The organism is Tessaracoccus flavescens, from assembly GCF_001998865.1.
In the GTDB taxonomy this organism is placed as follows: Bacteria; Actinomycetota; Actinomycetes; order Propionibacteriales; family Propionibacteriaceae; genus Arachnia; species Arachnia flavescens.
In genome coordinates, this window is sequence record NZ_CP019607.1 from 180,251 (window position 1) to 198,525 (window position 18,275).

The 18,275-nt window shown below is 64.9% G+C and carries 13 protein-coding genes; 3 read left to right on the top strand and 10 right to left on the bottom strand.

The genetic code is table 11. The features are described from left to right. The first annotated feature begins 15 nt into the window (after nucleotides 1–15). A complete protein-coding gene (locus BW733_RS19150) occupies nucleotides 16–1,077 on the top strand; it encodes a hypothetical protein (RefSeq protein WP_152024509.1) in 1,062 nt (353 codons plus the stop codon). Nucleotides 1,078–1,219: 142 nt separating this feature from the next. Continuing rightward, nucleotides 1,220–2,353 carry an ATP-binding protein gene (locus BW733_RS00890; RefSeq protein ID WP_152024510.1) on the top strand — a complete coding sequence of 378 codons (1,134 nt, stop codon included), beginning with the start codon at nucleotides 1,220–1,222 and terminating at the stop codon, nucleotides 2,351–2,353. Nucleotides 2,354–2,408: 55 nt separating this feature from the next. Here the strand turns inward: BW733_RS00890 and BW733_RS00895 are convergent, their stop codons facing one another. The 10 genes from BW733_RS00895 to BW733_RS00945 form a co-directional block, all read right to left on the bottom strand. Further along, entirely contained in the window at nucleotides 2,409–2,807 is a 399-nt protein-coding gene (locus tag BW733_RS00895; protein ID WP_077347062.1) for a hypothetical protein, read from the bottom strand. Between the two features lie 209 nt (nucleotides 2,808–3,016). Then, the gene (locus tag BW733_RS00900) at nucleotides 3,017–4,627 is read right to left on the bottom strand and encodes a DUF6119 family protein (protein ID WP_161490096.1); all 1,611 of its coding nucleotides are present in this window, start codon (nucleotides 4,625–4,627) and stop codon (nucleotides 3,017–3,019) included. A gap of 73 nt (nucleotides 4,628–4,700) precedes the next feature. Beyond that, nucleotides 4,701–6,140, bottom strand: coding sequence for an ImmA/IrrE family metallo-endopeptidase (locus BW733_RS00905; protein WP_077347066.1), 1,440 nt, complete (start codon nucleotides 6,138–6,140; stop codon nucleotides 4,701–4,703). Nucleotides 6,141–6,142: 2 nt separating this feature from the next. Further along, nucleotides 6,143–6,886 (bottom strand): hypothetical protein, encoded by a 744-nt coding sequence (locus tag BW733_RS00910; RefSeq protein ID WP_077347068.1) that lies wholly within the window; start codon nucleotides 6,884–6,886, stop codon nucleotides 6,143–6,145. A 309-nt stretch (nucleotides 6,887–7,195) separates the two neighbouring features. After that, nucleotides 7,196–7,633: a hypothetical protein gene (locus BW733_RS18730; RefSeq protein WP_202970244.1), complete on the bottom strand. Its 438-nt coding sequence runs from the start codon at nucleotides 7,631–7,633 to the stop codon at nucleotides 7,196–7,198. Nucleotides 7,634–8,126: 493 nt separating this feature from the next. Beyond that, a complete protein-coding gene (locus BW733_RS00920; protein ID WP_152024511.1) occupies nucleotides 8,127–10,088 on the bottom strand; it encodes an nSTAND3 domain-containing NTPase in 1,962 nt (653 codons plus the stop codon). Between the two features lie 393 nt (nucleotides 10,089–10,481). After that, complete coding sequence (locus tag BW733_RS00925; RefSeq protein WP_077347072.1) at nucleotides 10,482–11,357, bottom strand: HEPN/Toprim-associated domain-containing protein; 876 nt, start codon at nucleotides 11,355–11,357, stop codon at nucleotides 10,482–10,484. A gap of 52 nt (nucleotides 11,358–11,409) precedes the next feature. Beyond that, nucleotides 11,410–14,934, bottom strand: coding sequence for a MobF family relaxase (gene mobF / locus BW733_RS00930; RefSeq protein ID WP_202970245.1), 3,525 nt, complete (start codon nucleotides 14,932–14,934; stop codon nucleotides 11,410–11,412). 55 nt (nucleotides 14,935–14,989) lie between these two features. Then, nucleotides 14,990–16,240, bottom strand: a complete 1,251-nt coding sequence (locus BW733_RS00935; protein WP_077347074.1) for a PIN-like domain-containing protein — start codon at nucleotides 16,238–16,240, stop codon at nucleotides 14,990–14,992. A 575-nt stretch (nucleotides 16,241–16,815) separates the two neighbouring features. Next, on the bottom strand, nucleotides 16,816–17,241 hold the full coding sequence (locus tag BW733_RS00945) for a winged helix-turn-helix transcriptional regulator (RefSeq protein ID WP_077347076.1): 426 nt from the start codon (nucleotides 17,239–17,241) through the stop codon (nucleotides 16,816–16,818). Nucleotides 17,242–17,371: 130 nt separating this feature from the next. Between BW733_RS00945 and BW733_RS00950 the strand changes: the two genes are divergently transcribed. Beyond that, nucleotides 17,372–18,244 carry an aldo/keto reductase family oxidoreductase gene (locus tag BW733_RS00950; RefSeq protein WP_077347078.1) on the top strand — a complete coding sequence of 291 codons (873 nt, stop codon included), beginning with the start codon at nucleotides 17,372–17,374 and terminating at the stop codon, nucleotides 18,242–18,244. The last annotated feature ends 31 nt before the right edge of the window (nucleotides 18,245–18,275 follow it).

An 18,275-nucleotide genomic window follows, 5' to 3' on the forward strand; every position in this document is an offset into this window, starting at 1 on the left:
TGCACGCGCCAGGCAATGCTCATCGAGGACGTCGAGAAACTCGTCGAGGACTACTACACGCGCGTCCAGATCACGCCGGCTCAGCAGGACGCACTCGCGGGGATGCTCCACCACGAGTTCGACCGGCTCATGGCCGCCGAAACCGAAGAACTCGCGCGCCTCACGGCCAACCGCGACCGGCTCGAACGCGAGCAAGACCGCCTCATGCAAGCGCACTACGCCGACGCGATCCCGCTCTCCGTGCTCAAGCGCGAGCAAGACCGCATCGTCGCCGAACTCGACCAGGTGACCCGACGGATCGACGCCCACTTCGGTGACTACGCCGACGCTCGCGCACACCTCGATGACGCGCTCGGACTGCTCGCCAACTGCGCAGACATCTACGCCCGCTGCGACGACACCAACCGGCGACTGTGCAACCAGGCGTTCTTCACGAGGGTATTCATCGACGAGGACAACGAGTTGCGCGTCGAGCACAACCGGCCCTTCGAGATGCTCCTCGATCCGCAGGTCAACGCTAACGCTCTGACCTGGGCCGCAGACATGAACAAGGCCCGAACCTCCGCCAACGTTTCCATTGGCAAGGGCTCGAGCCTTGTGCGCGGGGTGGACCTCCGTAGCAGCTTCTCAAACCCCCGGAAGCCGCTCGGATCGCTGATTTCCCGTGTTCTACGAGGTTCTGGGGCTCGTCGGCCGCGCGCTCGGGGTGCTCGGATGACCGATGAGCGCGGTCCCATGCGTGAGAATTCTCGGCAGTCTCAAACCCGTTTGAGCGTCTCCAATAGAGCCGAGCTGATCGCCGGGTACGCCGATGGGGTGCCCGTGCGGGAGCTGGCGACGCGATTCAACGTGCACCGCGGCACCGTGCGGGAGATAGCTCGGCAGGCGGGCTTGGCAGCGCGTCGCCCGGAGTTGCCCGACGCGATCCGACAGGACGCCGCTCAGCTCTATGCGGGTGGGATGACGCTCGCTCAGGTCGCCGCGCGACTCGGAGTCAGCCATGAGTCCGTGCGCTCGGCGGTGATCGCGTGCGGCGGGACGATCCGTGCCGGCGGTCGTCGCCGGGTCACCGCCTGAGCATGCCCGTGATGCTCGCCGAGGCGGTGGCGGAAGGTCGGCGCGTCGATGCGATCACCGCCCAGGGCATCGGAACCAGCGCAAGTGGACTGGCGACCCGGCTGGAAGGTCGGGCCGCCGAGGCTGGCCCTAGGGTTAGAGCGTGTCAACCGTCTACTACTCAGCGCGAACTGAGGAGTGGACCGTCCGTGGTGAGGAACGTCGTGCAGGCATCAGTGGGCAACTTGTCCTGACCAAGCAAGACCTGCCTCACCTCCGGGCGGTGGACTTGAAGGCCGCGCTCGTGGCGCACGCGAAGAACTACCGCAGCGACGAGAGTGAAGCTGATGTCTCTGAACTGCACGAAGACCATTTCGATGCAGATCTTGGCGGTGGACAAGTTGGGTTCGAGCTACGCCAAGGCGCGCTGCTTGTGAGCGTTCTCTACTTCGGTGCGTGGCCCAGCGATGGCGAGGAAGAGAATCCTCTGCATTCCGTCAGCCGTCTAGTTGCGCCCTCTCTCGATCACGTGGGCGCATCCTTGCATTCAGTTGAGATCGAAGACGGCTGGTCCGGCCCGGAGGTGCTCGCGGTTCGGCTACGCCTCCGGATACCGTGGCGCGGCCGTACCCTCGACTACTTATTCGCAGTCGGTGAGGATGTCCTACAACTATGCGATGCGTTTGGGGCGGCGGAGATTACTCGCGACTCGGTGGCCGACTTGGTTCGTGGTGGGTGTGCTGGACTCCTTGTCGGGCAGGCTGAGGGTCATTGGCTCGATGCGAAGTCGGAGGAGTATGACCTAACTTCCACCCGAGGAAAGATCAGCCTTGCGCAAGCTGTTGCGCGGTTCGCCAACGCCGAAGAGGGCGGTCTGATCGTGGTGGGAGCAAAGGCTAAGAAGATTCCCGATGGTGAAGTGATCCGCGAGGTTCGCGGCATCGTACCTCGCCATAGCGACACCCGAGCCCGCTATCTTCGCGTGCTAGACCACCACCTCTATCCGCCTGCGCTCGGGATCAGGATTGACCTAATCCCTGCCGAAGGTAAGCGCGCACTGATTGCGATCGACATTCCGCCGCAGCCTGAGGAACAGAAGCCATTCCTTGTGCATGGAGCAATTACTGCCGAGGGTGAGACCGAGGGTGCATTTATTAGCATCGTTCAGCGTCGCGGCGAAGGAAGCATCCCGATCACGGCACCGATGATCCACTCCACGCTCGCGGCCGGTCGGGCACTTCTACGTGGACAAACCACGCACAAGGGTGACCGACCACGCGTCGAGGAATCCGATTAGCGCGGTTGTCGCCTCACGATGGTCGTCAGCCAGACCTCTGGTTCTGCGGCGTACCTCACCGCGCTCGACCGTTGGCCACCCTGTCCACGAGAGGACGCCTCCTGATGCCATCGGCCTCGGCGGTCGAACGGATCTCATCCCAGCGGGCGACGGCCTCGCGGAGGCGGGCACGGATCAGCAGAGCGACGCTGATCGGCCCGATCCAAAGCATCTTGAGCATGTTCCAGATCGCCCACAGCACGACCAGGTGGAGCCATCCGGGGGCACCTTCCTCAATGAGTTGGACACAGACGTTGGCGATCAGCAGGTACGGGATTGCGAGCAGCATCGCCGGCACGCCCCACTTCAAGCCGCGGCGGCGGGTGCGGATCGAATCCAGCAGGATGTTGGTGGGCATGTAGCGCCGCATGAAGTAGCGGGTGTAGACGCTCGCGGCCCAGATAAGGCGGATCATGGCTTTCGTTCCTCTCCATCGCACAGCGCATCTGGCGAGGCAGTGCGTTGGAGAGTGACCCAGAGGGTCTGCCGTGACCGGCGCGTTGCAGAGGAGAAATCTGCCTCAGGATCGAGTCTACGCCTGATCGCGCTTGGTTCTCCACCCATTGGTGGCGGCGCGTGCGGGCGGGCTACGGTGCCTTCGTTCGGGCGACCCGTGGCGACGTGCTACTCGGGGTCAGTGACCGGTACGCGGGCCACGGCGACGCTGAACCCCATGGTGACGAGTTGCCGGCCTTGCTGCATCAGGTTCAGCTTGCTGAAGAACGGGAGCCAGTCGCGTCCCTCGCGAGTCGAGTTCGCGATCACGGCGTACGTGACGCGGTACCGCGACCTGTCCACCGTCTCGTCGGCTCTTGGCACGAGGCGGAGCCACGCCTCGCGTGAGTCCGCCGCGACCTCATCTTCGATGAGCTGGCGGACTTGGGTTCGGAACACGCCGTCATTGATGAAGGTGGAGGCGGAGACGCCTCCTTGCGCGAAGAGGTGGCTCAGTGTTGCGGAGCGGGACTTCCGCTTGACGTGGATCAGGTCACCCTGGTCGGAGAGGACGTCACAGAACTCGATACCGCTGCTGGCACCGCCGGGTCTTTTGATGCGGGCGTCCAGTTTGAGTAGGTGCTCCGGTGAGGTCTCCGCCAGGCGGGCGTTGTAGTCGGCTTCGATCTCGCCTGCGCGTGCCGCTGGAAGGGCTACCCGCGTGTCCGGCAGTCCGGCAGCAAACGCGTCTACTTCCTCGACGAGCGTGGAGCTGACAGCGAACCAGCGTCCTTCGATGAGCACGTGGAGACGGTCATCGAGTCGTTGTTCGGTCACGATGCACTGATAGAGGTTCCACCGCTTGTCGAAGTTGCCGGAGCGTCCGAACCGGACCGAAACGGACCTTGACTTGAGATTCTCCAGTGTGGTCGTGGTGCGCTCATCGCCGAGGCGACGCAGATAGTCATCGAGGTCCAAGTCTTCGTAGACGTGGCTGCGGGTTCCACCAATCTTGAATCCGTCGATGTCCTCCCAGTCGATCGCCTCTGGCATGGCGAGGTGGGTCGATCCAGTCGCTCCAGTCCGCAACTGTTCTACAAGAAGGTCGTTGAGCGCGTCGATGGTGGCGTTGTCTCGTACGAGCGCGAGTTGATCGATCCAGCCGAAGTCCGACTTGTACGCGTCTGCGGTGAATGCGGTCAAGAGGTCGTCGCAGATGGCGGGGAGTTCCGATGCCGTCGTCTTGACGCCCATGACCAGTGAGTCTGCTCCGGCGATTCTCTTGGAGAACGTCTGGTCGCGGGGCTCGCCGGTCACTGCGCGCAGGATGTCTCGGGAGATGTCCACGCCGAAGGTCGGTAGCTCAGCGCTCTTGCTCGCTTGCGTGTTGGTTGACACGACCAGGTCCTCGAACGTCTTGGTGTCGAGACTCCGAATCTGACGAGGGTCGATGCGGTTGAGCGCGACACGGAGACCGAATTGATACTCGATCTTCGAAAGGTCGAGCAGCGAGCGCCCGTACCCGAAGGTCAGCGCGAAGATGCGGTCACTCGTCCGGAGGATCAGCAGCGCCGAGGTGGAGGCCGAGCGAATGCCGCTGAGTTGATCTGTGAGTAGCGGTTGCACGAAACCGACCCAGGCCGGTACCGACGAGTGAGGCTCGACGTAGAGGAAGCGGCCGTCGATACCGGTCGATGGGTCGACTTCAACGGTCACACTGGCCTTGTCCGGGTCCAGGGCGTCGTCGAAGTCAGTGATGTCCTCCCGGAGGAGGTAGAAGGTGAGTCGTCTCGACTTCATGATGATCCTGTCGACGGTGACGGGTGTCCGCGGAGCCAGATTGGCCGTCAGACTCCACGGACGGGTACCCCTGTCACCCCTTGGAGGATTTCGGGTCGTTGCCGGGGGCGATCGTGTCCTGTGCGCGGATGGTTCCCTTCTTGGAGCGGACCTGAAGCTCGCCGCCTCCATCGTTGCCCAGGATGGCGCGCGCTCGCCCGATGCCGTCGGCCTGGGTTTGGGTGACCGCGCTTGCCCGCGCGGCACCTGGCTTCCGGACTTCCCAGTCGCCGTCGTCGCGTTGCTGCACCACACGCTTGTTGGGCTTTCCCATGGTGTTCCTCTCCTTCTTCTGCATGAACTCGTGCGGTAGTGCCGAGTTCGGGTCGTCGGGCTGATTCGGCACAAGTGTCAGTTTCGGCTGGGGATCGTCGATGTCTGCCAGGCGTCGTACGTGGCGCGGGGTCATCTGTAGGTCGGCTGCGATCTCGGCTAGGTTCACGCCTGCGCCATCGAGAAGATCGATCGCTGACTTCAGTAGCTCGGGACGTTCACCGGGAAAGTCACGGATGGGCATCGGCCGCCGCGGGAGGCTGTTAAGCGTGATGTAGGCGCGGCGAACCGTGGACTCGGAGAGTAGATCAAGCTCACGGGATCGGTAGAGCAGAGATGCCACCGAGACGCCCCATCGCTGGCTGATTTGTTCGTAACGGTTGAAGTTGATCCGCTTCGGTAGCTCGTTGGCGATCACGTCGCGCGGGGTCAGGAACTCGGCAGCGAACATGTCCGCTTGACGCTCCAACTGGCTGTCAGTCCCCTGGCGGCCGTGATGCAACACGATGTGTCCTAGTTCGTGCGCTGCTGAAAAGCGGTGCCGCATCACGTCGTTCGCCTTGTCAGGTGTGAGCACGATCATCGGGCGCGGGAGCGCCGTTGTCGAGAACGCGTCGATGCGGCTCTTCTCGTCCAAGCTGTCGTCCTGCTTCATGGAGAAGAAGACCGTCAGGATTCCGTGCTGTTCGATCTGATAGACGAGGTGCCGGATGGGTTCGCTCCCCAAAGACCAGTGCCGCCGAACGGCCTGTGCCGCACTCACGGGGTCCGGGACATCGGCCGAGTCGGCGCTGGCCCACTCAGGAAGGTCGACTTCCGGGAACTCGACGCTCTCTTCGAGATAGCACGCGAGTTCCCATGCCTGCTCGACGTAGGCAGTGGCCTGCTGTTGTTGAGCGACGCTGGTAGAACGAAGACGACGGAAGGACGCCTCGGCGATATCGACCTGGGCGCGAGGGCGCCCAAGGGCGAAGAATCCCGGCGGTACGCGGAGCGCGTCGGCCAGTGCGGTTACGGTTTCGGCGCGGGGGCGGACCTCGCCGCGTTCGTATTGTCCGATCGCAGCGGCGGAGACGCCGACCTTGCGGTGGAGTTCTGTCTTGGACATCTTGTTGATGCGTCGTGCCTGGGTGAGTCGGGCAGGATCGAACAGTCTCGCGACGCCCGCCGGGTCTGCGGACTGGCTACGGGGGTCGCCCATTGTTAGCTGTCCTCCTTTTCGGTCGGGCGCGGGCGGAGCTTCACGGTGGTGCGGGGGCGATCACCGTCGGCGAAACCGCCGACAGGTGCCAGCACGGCTGCGGGCTCCTCGCCCGCAACGGGCACCTGATAGGTGAGGCGTTCGGGGTCGGTGAACTCCAGGTAGCGGCCGTTCAGCCGTGCGGGAGCGAAGTAGATCGTGCCGACGCCCTGGGGCGAGCTGCTGTAGTAGGGCACGAACAGCGTTGCGCGTGTGTCACCCTCGCTGAGGAGGGTGAGCGCGTCGTCGAGTCGAGCGGGCTGCTCGGTACCGGGAGTCTCGTCAAGCTCGAACAGTCCGGCGTCGACGTACTTGGTGTTGCTGGTCTGCTCCAAGAGTTCGCGACGCGACTCCGGGAGGTAGTTGAGTCTGATGCGGCGATGGTTGCGAGGCATCTGCTTGCCCACCCGCAGCGGGAAGATCAAGGCATCGCCGAGGAAGGTCAGCGTGCGGCGACTCCTGGGTACCTGCATCTCGCTGTAGGAGGAGAGGTTCGCGAGAAGAGGACGGAGTTCCTTCTGTACGCCACGGGACATGCCGGCGCCATACACGTCTTGGTCCCCGTCGGGATCGTCGTACTCCGTGTGGGCTCTGGCGGAACGCTCCTGGCTCCTCTGGATCGCATGCGGAACCTGGCGTCGGATCGCGGATAGTTCCTCTGCCGTGAACTCGCCGCACCAGTCCTGGCGGTCGTGCTGCCCAGTCATGGGACTCCTCTCGATGGTGAGTCGAGACTACCTCGAACTTCAGCCAGGATCGTGAATCCGTCATTTTGGCGTGTCGCGGGATAGACGGATCGTTCGGAGGAGTGAGAGCCTTGGACGTCCCGCGGTCAGTCCACTCCAGACCTGACCCATCAGGTCGCCGCTGGTAACCCGACCCCGCGAACCCGGCATGTGGCTCCACGGCACGGCCGCCGGCAGGGCTCGCCGGCGCGACGAGGCGGTTCACTCATCAACGATCCGCCCGAAAGTCCGTTACATCGTCGGACCTACGGGGTCCCTGTCCGCCGCTGCTCATGGAGCAGAACCGGACGCACTCAAAGACGTGACCGCCTGCCCTTGTTCCACTGCGACCCGAGCACGGACGTGGTCGATCTTCTGCACGGTACTCTCCGGCATCGGGCCCAGAGGCGAGTCTTCGGTGATGCCGTAACAGTCGCGATAGGCAGCGACGGTGCGGGCATGGCGTCGCCAGGTCGCTACCTTGCGCGGGTCTCGCGGTGCGCTGCCGAGCGCCATGATCCACGACTCGTTGTCTGCTGTCGCAGCGTCGAGGGTTGCGTCGGCGCGGGCCTCGACCAGTTCGCGTCGCTCGTCGAGCGCGGGGCGCATGTCGTCGGTCATCGGGCCATCGGCGGACGCCATGAGTCCGGTGATCAGCTGTGGCGCCTTGCGTGTGCGACCCGAGCCAGCCAGGCGCGCGGTGGCACGCGCGACCAGATAGTGCAGCACCGAGGCGATGTCGTCAGCATCGGCGAACACACGAGCGGGAGCAGGGTGTCGAGGTCGTGATGATTGGTATCCACTCGGCGCAGTTTCGCGGTGAACGCTCCGAACGCCTCCGACTCGACGGCGGTCCGCCTGTTCCGCGGTCAGGCTGGAGGATCGAATCAGGGTGGCCAACGGGTCTCGTTCGGCAGCGGCAGCAATCGTCTCGTACTCGGCGGCGAGTTGGGCGATCGCGCCCCATGCTCGTGTTCGGCGGTGATGGTCTCGTGCGCGGACAGCTCGGCACCGACGTGCTGGAGCACACCGAAGACCACGGACCGGCCGGTGGCGTCGGCGTTGTCGCCCGGATGCGGATGGCGTGCTCGTCAGACGGGCGCTCATCTGTTGCCCAACGCTAGCCGTGAGGTCCGACACGGCCGACGGTGTCCCGCCCAATGCGATGCATGCCAGGTCTGTGGTGACGCAATCAGATGCGCTTCGGCGGCGACGCTGACGTTCAATGGCCGGCGGCGACGTCCTCGAATGGATCGCGCGGACCGACGACGCTGGCTGAAGCAAGTCGATCCGGTGCCGCCAATCCCGAGCTCTCAGCGGGTTGCTCGTCTTCGTCCTCGTCGTTGGACGCACGGTCGTTGATGTGTTCTTCTGCGCGGTCACAGAGCCGGAGAATGTCCGGGCGTTCGGGGAAGGAGCTTCGGATGGCGGCGACGTAGTCGCGCGGAGTTTGGTAGAGTTCCTCCTTGGTCATGTCGCTGACGATCGAGTCGACAAGGACGTCGATACGCTTCTCCAGCTCTGGCAGCACTTCCTCTTCCACTCGTCTACGCAGGTCCGCGCGCTCATCTTCTGTGAAGAGCCCGGCGAGGGACGAGTCTGCCCAGGCGGGGTCGAGGTCGTCGATGCTGTACTCGACAATCCGCTCGACCGCTGTCCGGCGTACGTCTTCGGGCAACGCCGCAGCTTCGTTGAGTCGGCTCAGGAGAGCGGGCTCCCACATCGCATCCACCATCATCCCGAACTCCGCCATGCCGGGCAGCGCGTCCTCGTGAGCATCCGCCCACATACGCAGGAACTCATCTGAGCACCGTGTCTGTAGGAACCACGCCCGAGGGCCTCTCGACCATTCCCTCCGTTCGGGGACGGGTACGCGCGGGACAACCAGCGGGTACATGGCGGGTGGGACCTGGACCAGCGTCCCCCGCTGGTTCGGGCCGCCGCAGTCAAGTTGGGCGACAAGCTCATCGACCGTCATGCCTTCGAGATAGACCGACAGCGTGGAAATGTCACGGGCAACGGACGCAGCGAAGCCTTCTCTGATCGTCGGGTGATGGAAGCGCCAGACGGTGTTTCCGTCCGCTCTCACGCCCTGGGACAGGAACGTGCCTTCGATGGCAGAGAAGGCGCGGGCGGTCTCGGCGACCGTCGTGCCCAGGGCTGTCACCGCCGCAGTCAGCCGTTCGTCTGGCTCGAACGGCGCCACGAGTTCTCCGCCCGAGAGGTAAACTGCTGCGAGTGCGGCGCGCTGCGCAGGGTCGAGGCCGTCGAGCACATCAACCAGAAACTCGCTCGGGTGCTCGAAATACGACACCAGCGCGGCTTCGCCCCGTAGCCCGGAGGCCGGCACGAAGTCCTGCAGGGACAGGCGGCGCGCCACCTCTGGCTGGAATCGAGTAGCAGCCGCTACTGCACGTAGGTGCGGTCGCCACTCGTCCAGCACCGCTGCAGGCTGATCGCCTGCCTTCAAGTGGTTGTAGAGTATCTGCTCTCTCTCGGAGATGCTCAGGTCGGTGATGTCGATCACGACCTGCTGCTCTCGCAGCCGAGGGAAGGCGTACTCCTTCATCCTCGGGCGGGCTTCCCGGTAGATGTAGTCGCGGCTCGTCATCAGCACCCGAGCGCCGTGGCCGACGGCTGCCATGACCTCCGGCATCCGTCGCACCCAGGCATCGGTTAGGTGCGGTTCGTGACGGATGCTGCCGAAGGCATCGTCGACCCAGAACATCTGTCGGGGGTCGTCAGGGTTCCAGTGCGCGAGGAGCTCATCCGGGCCGTCGACGCGCATCACGTCGCACTGCCAGTTGTCGAGCGCGGTCATGCAGAGCATCGCGGCGATGGTCGACTTCCCGCTGGCAGGTTCGCCGAGGAGCAACACGAACCCGCGATCGGTGATGGCATCGCTAGCGCCCCGGTAGGCGCCGGTAGGGACGAACGTTTCCAGTTCTCGGGTCAGGCTTGTTAGAAGCGCGCGGGCTTGCCGCATCCTGCGTTCGTCCAGGATGGTCGTAAGGTCGCCGAGCCCGTAAACGCGCGGTACGTAGCGACGTAGGTTCCAGTTCTTCTCGATCTGCGTGCAGATCCAGGTCCCGGGAAGAATCGCTGCAACCTGAGGACCGCGTTTGCGCACTTCTTCGGCGAACCAAGCCTGTGTCCGGCCGGTGACGCGCAGGTTCGTCAACACCAAGTAGCCGTCGCATAGACCACGGGCGTGCAGCGCCTCGATCTTGGCGAGTTCGTCCTAAAGGTCTGACGGCGCCAGCGTGCCTGACGGCTCGACACTGAACTTGCATTGCACGACGACAGGCATCGCTGTCGTGGCGAAGTCTTCGAGTTCCGTGACTGGCTTTTCTCCAGTTGCCGCCCAGAGGCCATGAAAGGCGCCATCTTGACCGGCGTCGTTCGTGTCCGCGAACGCAGTGAAGGCCTGCCCCAGAGTCTCCTGTAGGACGACAGCGCAGAGGTCCTGGAACGCTCGCCAGCCGAGCTTGTGGAGGTCGTAGTCAGGCCCAGGCATCGATGCTGATCTAACCAGAACTTGACCGCCTCCGAAGTGACGTTCGGGAACGATGCGGCGTCAAGCCAGCCCCGGAAGGGGCGTCGGGAGAGCCTTCACCACGCGTAGAAGGCTCTCGACACTCTCACGCAGATCCTCGTCTGAGAGCACGTTGTTGGGGTTCTCCGGGTGGTGGATCATGTTGCGGACGGCCGTGGGGAGCGTCGTCGTTTCTGGCGTCACGGTGCCGTCCGAGTTGGCCTTCGAGTAGGCGGTCATCTTGGGTAATCCGTTGCCTGCGAGCCAGGCATCGAACCCCTTCACAGTCGTCTTGCCGGCGTGATCCTGGAGGCGCCCGTACAACCTGGTGTGGTCGATGACGTAGGTCTGTCGGTCGATGTCAGTCAGATCCTCGAGCGCAACCCATCCGCTCTCGACCAAGTCTTGGTGGTGCCATCGAAGCGGGAGCGGGCCGCTTGCAGCGCGATCGGCGAGCGCTCGGAGGGTGATGGCGAAGTCGAGGCTTGCGATGAAGTCTTCGAGTCCTGCGTCATCCGTGTCCCAGGTTGCGAGCAGGCTTCTGACGTAGGAACGGAAGTCCCAGATGAACGTCTTCATGTCCGCTGGTGTCAGCGTGCCGAAGTCGATGCTGGTGAGAGCGCTGCGGAAGTCTTCGAACGAGAGCTGAAGATCGGCTGTCCGATTCCATCGTCTGACTGCGGCGTCGAACTTGGTTCTCGTCTCCTGGAGAGAGTAGCCGAGGTGACGAAGTCGGAAGCCAGTCTCATTCAGGGTGGTCTGGAATCCGGGCTTCGTCTCAACAGCGTCGTTCGCGTAGCGATACTCGATGTCGGTGAGGCTCCCAGGGGGAAAGAGCCAGTGGTGACTCTTCCAGTAGCGGTTCTTGCCATAGTCGATGTCGACGCCGTTGAGCGACAACGTGATCTCCGTACCCACGAACCGATCTTCGCACCGTCACTCGATGTATCTGTGGCGAAGAACGGACGCGTCAGAGTCTGAGGTCAAGTCCGATTCGCCGACCCATCGCTGCGTGCTCGTTGGGCTGTGCAGCCTGATGACGGGCACGGTCTAGCGCGGCCTGGGCGCGGACGCGATCGAGCCGCTGCGCGCCCGGTGTCGCGGCCGGGCCGAGCGGGTCGTCTCTGGTGATGCCGTAGCGGTCTCGGTACGCGGCGATGATCTGCGCCTGCCGCATCCAAGTCGCGACTCCGGCGCGGTCACGTGGCCGTGACCCGAGTGCCGTCGTCCAGGGATGCTTCTCGGAGACTGCGTGGTCGGCGAGCGCAGCGGCGCGTTGCTCGATCAGCTCGCGGCGCTCGACGAGTGCGCGCCGGAAGGTCGGGTCGCTGACCGAGGTGGCCTCGGGGATCAGACCGGCGATCAGCCGGGCCGGACGACGGGCGCGCCCGGAGCCGGCGGGCCGCTCGGTAGCTTTGGCGACACGGTAGTGCAGGACGGAGGCGATGTCGTCGGCGTCGGTGAACCCGCGTGCGGCAACCAGGCGCGGGAACAAGGTGTCGAGGTCGTGGTGGTTGGCCTCGGCACGGCGCAGTTCTGCGGTGAGTGCACCGAACGCGTCGGACTCGATCGCGGCGTCGGCTTGCTCGTTGGTGAGCCCGGAGGATCGGATCAGGGTGGCCCAGCGGTCGCGTTGGGCAGCAGCGGCGATGGTCTCGTACTCGGCGGCAAGTTGAGCGATCGAGCCCCAGTGCTCCTGCTCGGCAGTGATGGTCTCGTGTGCGGACAGCTCCGCCCCGACGTGCTGGAGCACACCGAACAGCACCGACCGGCCCGTGGCGTCGGCGTTGTCGCTGGGATGCGGGCGGGCGTGCTCGTCGGGCCGGTCGAGGATCACATAGGCGCGGTTGGAGTGCTTGCCGCGGGTTATGGCGACGTAGAAGTTCTCTCGCGTGGTCGTCGGCTCGACCAGGGCGTGTGCGGTGTCGACGGTGACGCCTTGCGCCCGGTGCGTCGTAATCGCGTATCCAAGATCAACGTGATCGGTCACGTAAGCGGCGGGGAGGACGATGGAGCCGCCGAACCTGCGGCCGGTCTTGCGGATCGTCACTGAGCCGTCGACGCGGACACCGGTGACGGTCCAGGTGTCACCGTTGCGCACCCACGTCTTCCCGTTGCGGAGGCGGCGGTCGTTGCGGCGGGTGATGATCGTGTCCCCGACCCCCGCCGTGGTCCCGTCCGTGAGCTCTACCTCCCGGCCCGGTTTCAACGTGCCGTCGAGAATCAAGTCCGCACGAGCACGCTGGTTGAGGGCGCTCACGTCGTCGCGGGTCTCAGCGACCAGCACCGACACCAACCCGGCGGTGCGGTCGGCGCGCCAGGCGGTGTAGGCCGCGTCGGTCATCGCCTCGGCCTCACCGTCGCGGATGCGGTCATGGTCGAGGTAGGTGTCGATCACCTCGGTGCGGCCGTGACGGAGTGCGAGGGAGGCGGTCTTCTCCCACTCGTTGGTGAACCGGTGGACGTCGACCAGCTCGGGCGCACCGTCCCGGTCACCGACGAGGAGCCCGAACGCGCCGCCGGCGTCGACGGACTGGAGCTGCGCGTAGTCGCCCACCAATAGCACCTTCACTCCGGCGCGTTCGGCCAGGTGCGTGATGCGATCCAACGAGAGGGTGCCGGCGAGGGAGGCTTCATCGATGATGACGAGCTGACCGGCTTTGAAGTCGGTCCCGTGGATGAGGTGGTTCTGCCACCACTTCGCGGTGTTCTCCGTCGCGATGCCGAGGTCGTCGGCGAGAACCTGGGCGGCTACCGCGGACGGTGCAAGCCCGACCACGGAGTCCTGGCCGTGCTCCTTCTCCCACGCCCGCCGCAGTGCGTTCATGGCGGTGGTCTTCCCGGCGCCGGCCGGGCCGACGAGCACATCGAGGACGCGGCCGGAGACGGCGATCTTCATGAGCGCGTCGGCCTGATCCTCCCCGAGCATCCGGCCCTCGGCATCGGGCCGTGCGGTGATCTTCTCCACCGTCCGCAGCGGGACGGTGGGGGCGGTCATAGTGCGCGAGCGTTCGAGCAGCCGGTCTTCGGCCGCGAGCAGTAGCTCGGAGGAGAACACCGTGGAGTGCTTGGGCCGGAACACGCTGGTTCCGTCCACCCGCCGGAAGGTGGCCGGGCTCGTGGTGAGGTCGGGCGGCGTCAACCGCAGCGAGGCTTGCTCGGCGGCATCGGCGATCATCCCCACGATCGCCTCGCGGTCGTGCATGGTGGCGAAGCGCCAGCCCATCGTCTGCCGGGACGCCTCGGCCATCAGGTTCCACCGCCGCCACGTGGACCGCTTCTCACCCACCACCTCGACCACCGACTGGCCGAAGTCGGCGATCGCATCCAGGGGCACGTCGTCGGCGCGCAACGGCAACGCCTTGTCGTTGTCGGTCACCTCACGTGCCCATTTGGTGGCGTCCTGGCCGAGCACCCCGGTGGCGCGGACGCGCCACTCGCCAGTCAGGTCGGCCAGCGACCGCACCTCCTTCTCCGGCCGTGTGGCGAGGGTGGCATGGGCGCGGAGCTTAATGATGGTGGCTGTGGAGGGCTGGCGGCCGTGCCGGGCGACGTACTCGGCGATCAACCGGTCCTTCTCGACGTCAATGTGGCGGGCACGGGTGGAGAACTCCTGGACCAGCTTCTCCGGAACGGTGGTGATCGCCCAGGCGGGGTTGCGGTCTCGGCCCATGTCGCGGGCTTCCCATTCGACGCCGAAGGTGCGGGTCATGTGGTCGGCGAACACCGCCTCGTGCAGCTCGGACAGGGCAACGACGGCGGCGTGCATCGGCCGCCCATCCAGACTGCGCCATCTGCCGTCGAACGCGGTCTGCACCTTGTTGGAGATGACGACGTGGGTGTGCAGGTGGGGGTCGCCGGCACGGGAGTCGAAGTGATCGAACGCCGTCGCTACCAACCCGGTGACATCGACCTGCGCAACGGCCCCGTCACCGGCGGTCGTGCCAGTGCGGGTGGCTGCAACCTCGCGCTCCATGAATGCAACCACCTCCGCAACCGCCGCATGATGCGCCTCACCGATCAGGGCCTGGGTCCCTGCGTCGGCGACCGCCCACAACGCTGAGGCCGACTTCGGGACCGAGAAGGTGAAGTCGAACCCCGCCACGGCCCGCCGCCGGCAGCGCTCGGCCTCCTCGGCCTCGATCTGCGCAACCGCCTCACCCTTCGCGCCAGGACCCATCGCCGGATCGAGGTCAGCGATACGGACCTCGATCCGTTCCGGCACCGACTTGTAGGCGGGGAAGGCGTGACCGAGCGGGTCACCGGTGATCGGGTCACGGCCCATCCCCATCAAGAGCTGGAGCTGGGCCTCCGACACCCGATCACCGACCGCGAGCTGCCCCTTGCCAAGTGAGGTGACGCCGGAGCCGAGCCATTGGCCCGGTGGTGTGCCCGCCTCCGCGTAGTACCTCGTCAGTGGCGTGGACAGCTCACGGTCGCCATCCGCAGCCGCGACCGTGCGCAGGAGATACCTGTAGCCATCGCCAGCGCTCATCACCCGCATCGAGACCGTCACACCACCCAGGTGCGCGACTCACTTCGAGGAGCTACTAGATAGGGCGCTCCTCGCCAAGCAGCTCCACGACCTCATGGGGTACCGCAAAGTGAGACGACTTCACGCCAGTCTCATACACAGCGTCGAGCAAAGCGGCAACGCCGTATGGCACATCCCCCTTTGCTTGAAGTTCAGCCGTGACGCGCTTGACGGGTCGCGTGAATCCACGCAGCATCTGACTCTCGTCACGATTATCCAGTTCATAGACGCGCGCCCGCGAGATTCTGCCGCCATTCGCAATCGCTTCTCTAATCACGTCAGCCTGCGTATGACCCTGAGAATCGAGTTCCTTCAGAACTGCTCTCGCCGCGTCAGCGCTCCACGGGACGTGCTCTGGTGCTTCGTCACGCACACGTTCGATGTCCTGGACGGATTCAAGGCTGGTTCCAACGCCCAGCGCCGATGAGTGCTTGATCAGGTCCGCTGGTTCGAGAAGAAAGAACCGACACCCAGTCGCTTGGAGGTACTCGTCAACCAGTTCGTGGCGAGCACCAATGATCGACCCTCGATCTGCCCGGTTCCACCAATCTTCTTTCGTGTCCGCGGTCACAAGCACCAAGTCGACCCCACGCTCACCGCCCTCAAGAAGCAGTTGATGCCAGACGAGATAGTCCCCCGATGCCCCTTCCGGGAGGTCAGACTCAAGCTTCTCGACATCCATATAGCCAGGAGGGATCGAGTTCTCTACCCGTCGTTCACCCTCCTCGACAGCCTTCTTCCACTCCTCTTCCGAGAGCGCCGGGCCAACAGTGTCCTCCAGCAATTGTTCCAGTCGTGCCAACAACCTGTCCTCGGACGTGGGCGCGTGAGCGGAGACTCTGATGGGCTCCTCACCTACTCGTTCACGCAACCCGTCGTAGAAGTCGTCCACGTCCTTAGTCAGGTTGGCACGTTCCTCGCTAGGAAGGGCAACGCTCTTGGCCCAACGGGCTATTGCGTCCTTCGTTGAGGTCGAGTTCTTCGCCAGCGCTGCCTGGGCGTCTTTGGACGCGCTGCCTAGGCTCGCGATGACCGACTGGCGATTACGCCAGAACTCTCGGACCACCTGGTGCGGTACGAAGAGGCGCTCTGCGGCAGCCTCGGCCACGCGCAGCAAGTCATCGACAGTCTTCTCGTTGTACCGGTAGAGGTTCAGCAACACATTGGTGTCAAGGGCGACGAGGCCGTGCTGGAGCGCTCTCTTGATGTCTTCCGCTGTGAGGACGCGGTACGCCTCGAAACCTGAGTACAACCCGCCTCTGCCCACTCTCGCTCCTCAGCGCCCGTTCGTCGTTGGGTGTCAGCCTACGACCAGCGCGCCGCCCCAGTGGCGACCTTGCCTCGACCTGCAAGACGCGTGGCAGCTCAGAGAGGGCTGAGCGGGGAGACGGATCGGCGTCGGGCTGCCGGTCGAGAGCGGACGCGCTCCGTCGGGTTATGGGCGGGGTTTCGCGGGCGGCCACCCGGGATCGTGCACCTGGCAGGTGATCAGCCCGGCGAAAGGGCTCCGTGAGGGGCTCGGGTTCGGGGTCCCCGAACTGCCGGAGTCTTCATGCACGACCACACCCCGTCTGGTGAGCGTCGCCTGCGGGTCGGGTCGCTGTTCTCTGGGTACGGCGGACTCGATCTGGCTGTCGAGTATGTCTTCGACGCCGAGACGATCTGGTCTTCGAGATCAACGAACCCGTCGCCCGCCACTGGCCCGACGCGCTGAACTTCGGTGACGTCGCCAGCATCGACTGGAGCGCCGTCGAACCGATGGACATCCTCTGCGGTGGCTTCCCCCTGCCTCAATGTCAAGCCTGGGAGCGAAGCGCTCGTTCAGCGGGGTGTCGCACGGTGTCAGTGCTGGGTGTCGTAGTGGTCGCGATGGGTCTGGACAGTGTCCATGTGGTCTTGCGCCCAGACCCTGAGCTGCCGGGTGGTCTGGTAGAGCGAGAGACCGAGGTCGGTGAGCGCGTAGTCGACGGTGACGGGGACAGTCGGGGTGACCGTGCGGGTGATGAGGCCGTCTCGTTCCAGGGATCGGAGGGTTTGGGTGAGCATCTTCTGGCTGACGCCGGCGATGAGGCGGGAGAGTTCGGAGTACCGCATCGATGCCGGCTCTCCAACGCTGCCGGTGCCGTCGCCGCCGAGAGCGCAGAGGATGAGCACGACCCATTTGTCGGCGAGCCGGTCGAGGAGCTGGCGGCTCGGGCAGACCGCCAGGAACGCGTTGTACGCGCTCTTGGCCCGCTCGCGCTTTTCGGCCGCGGTCGTCGTCGCCATCATGTCCGCCTTTCACGCAGGAGGTAACGCACTGCGAAGTGCGTACTTCCCAGAAGAGAGTTGCTCTCCAACACTGATACAAGACGGGGCGGAGCACCACCCCTGATCCGAACAAGGAAGGCACGACACGATGACCACAGCATCAACCACGCTCCCCGGCGGCACCTGGAACCTTGGTGACCGGACCGTCACCCGCTTCGGCTACGGGGCCATGCAGCTCGCGGGACCCTGGGTGATGGGGCCACCGGCTGACCGTGACGGCGCGATCGCGGTGCTACGCGAAGCTGTCGCGCAGGGTGTCACGCACATCGACACCAGCGACGCCTACGGCCCGCGGGTCACCAACGAGTTGATTCGTGAGGCGCTGCATCCGTATCCGGGGTCGGTACTGATCGCGACCAAGGTCGGCGCGAACCGCGACGCCGAGGGCGGCTGGCCAACCGCGCGCACTCCCGAGGATCTGCGCAAGCAGGTTCACGAGAACCTCGAATCCCTGGGGGCCGAGCGCCTCGACCTGGTGAACATGCGCATGGGAGACGCCAACGGCCCCCAACCAGGCTCGATCGCCGAAGCCATGGAGACCCTCGCCGGCCTCCAGCAAGAGGGACTGATCGGCCAGCTCGGAGTCAGTAACGTCACCGCCGAGCAGGTCGCCGAAGCCCGCACGGTGACATCGATCGTCTGCGTGCAGAACATGTACAACCTCGCCAACCGGTGGGACGACCACCTGATCGACAGCCTCGCCGCCGACAACATCGCCTACGTCCCCTTCTTCCCCCTCGGCGGGTTCACTCCGCTCCAGGCCGATGCCCTCACCGCCGTGGCAACCCGGCTGGAGGCCACCCAGATGGCTGTCGCCCTCGCTTGGCTGCTGCAGCGCTCGGAGAACATCCTGCTTATCCCTGGGACCTCGAAGGTCGCGCACCTGCGCGAGAACATCACCGGCGCCAGCTTGTCCCTCACAGCACAGGACGTCGCCGAACTCGACAACATCAACTCCTGACGACCCGATCCAATCAGGGAGACACCTCACG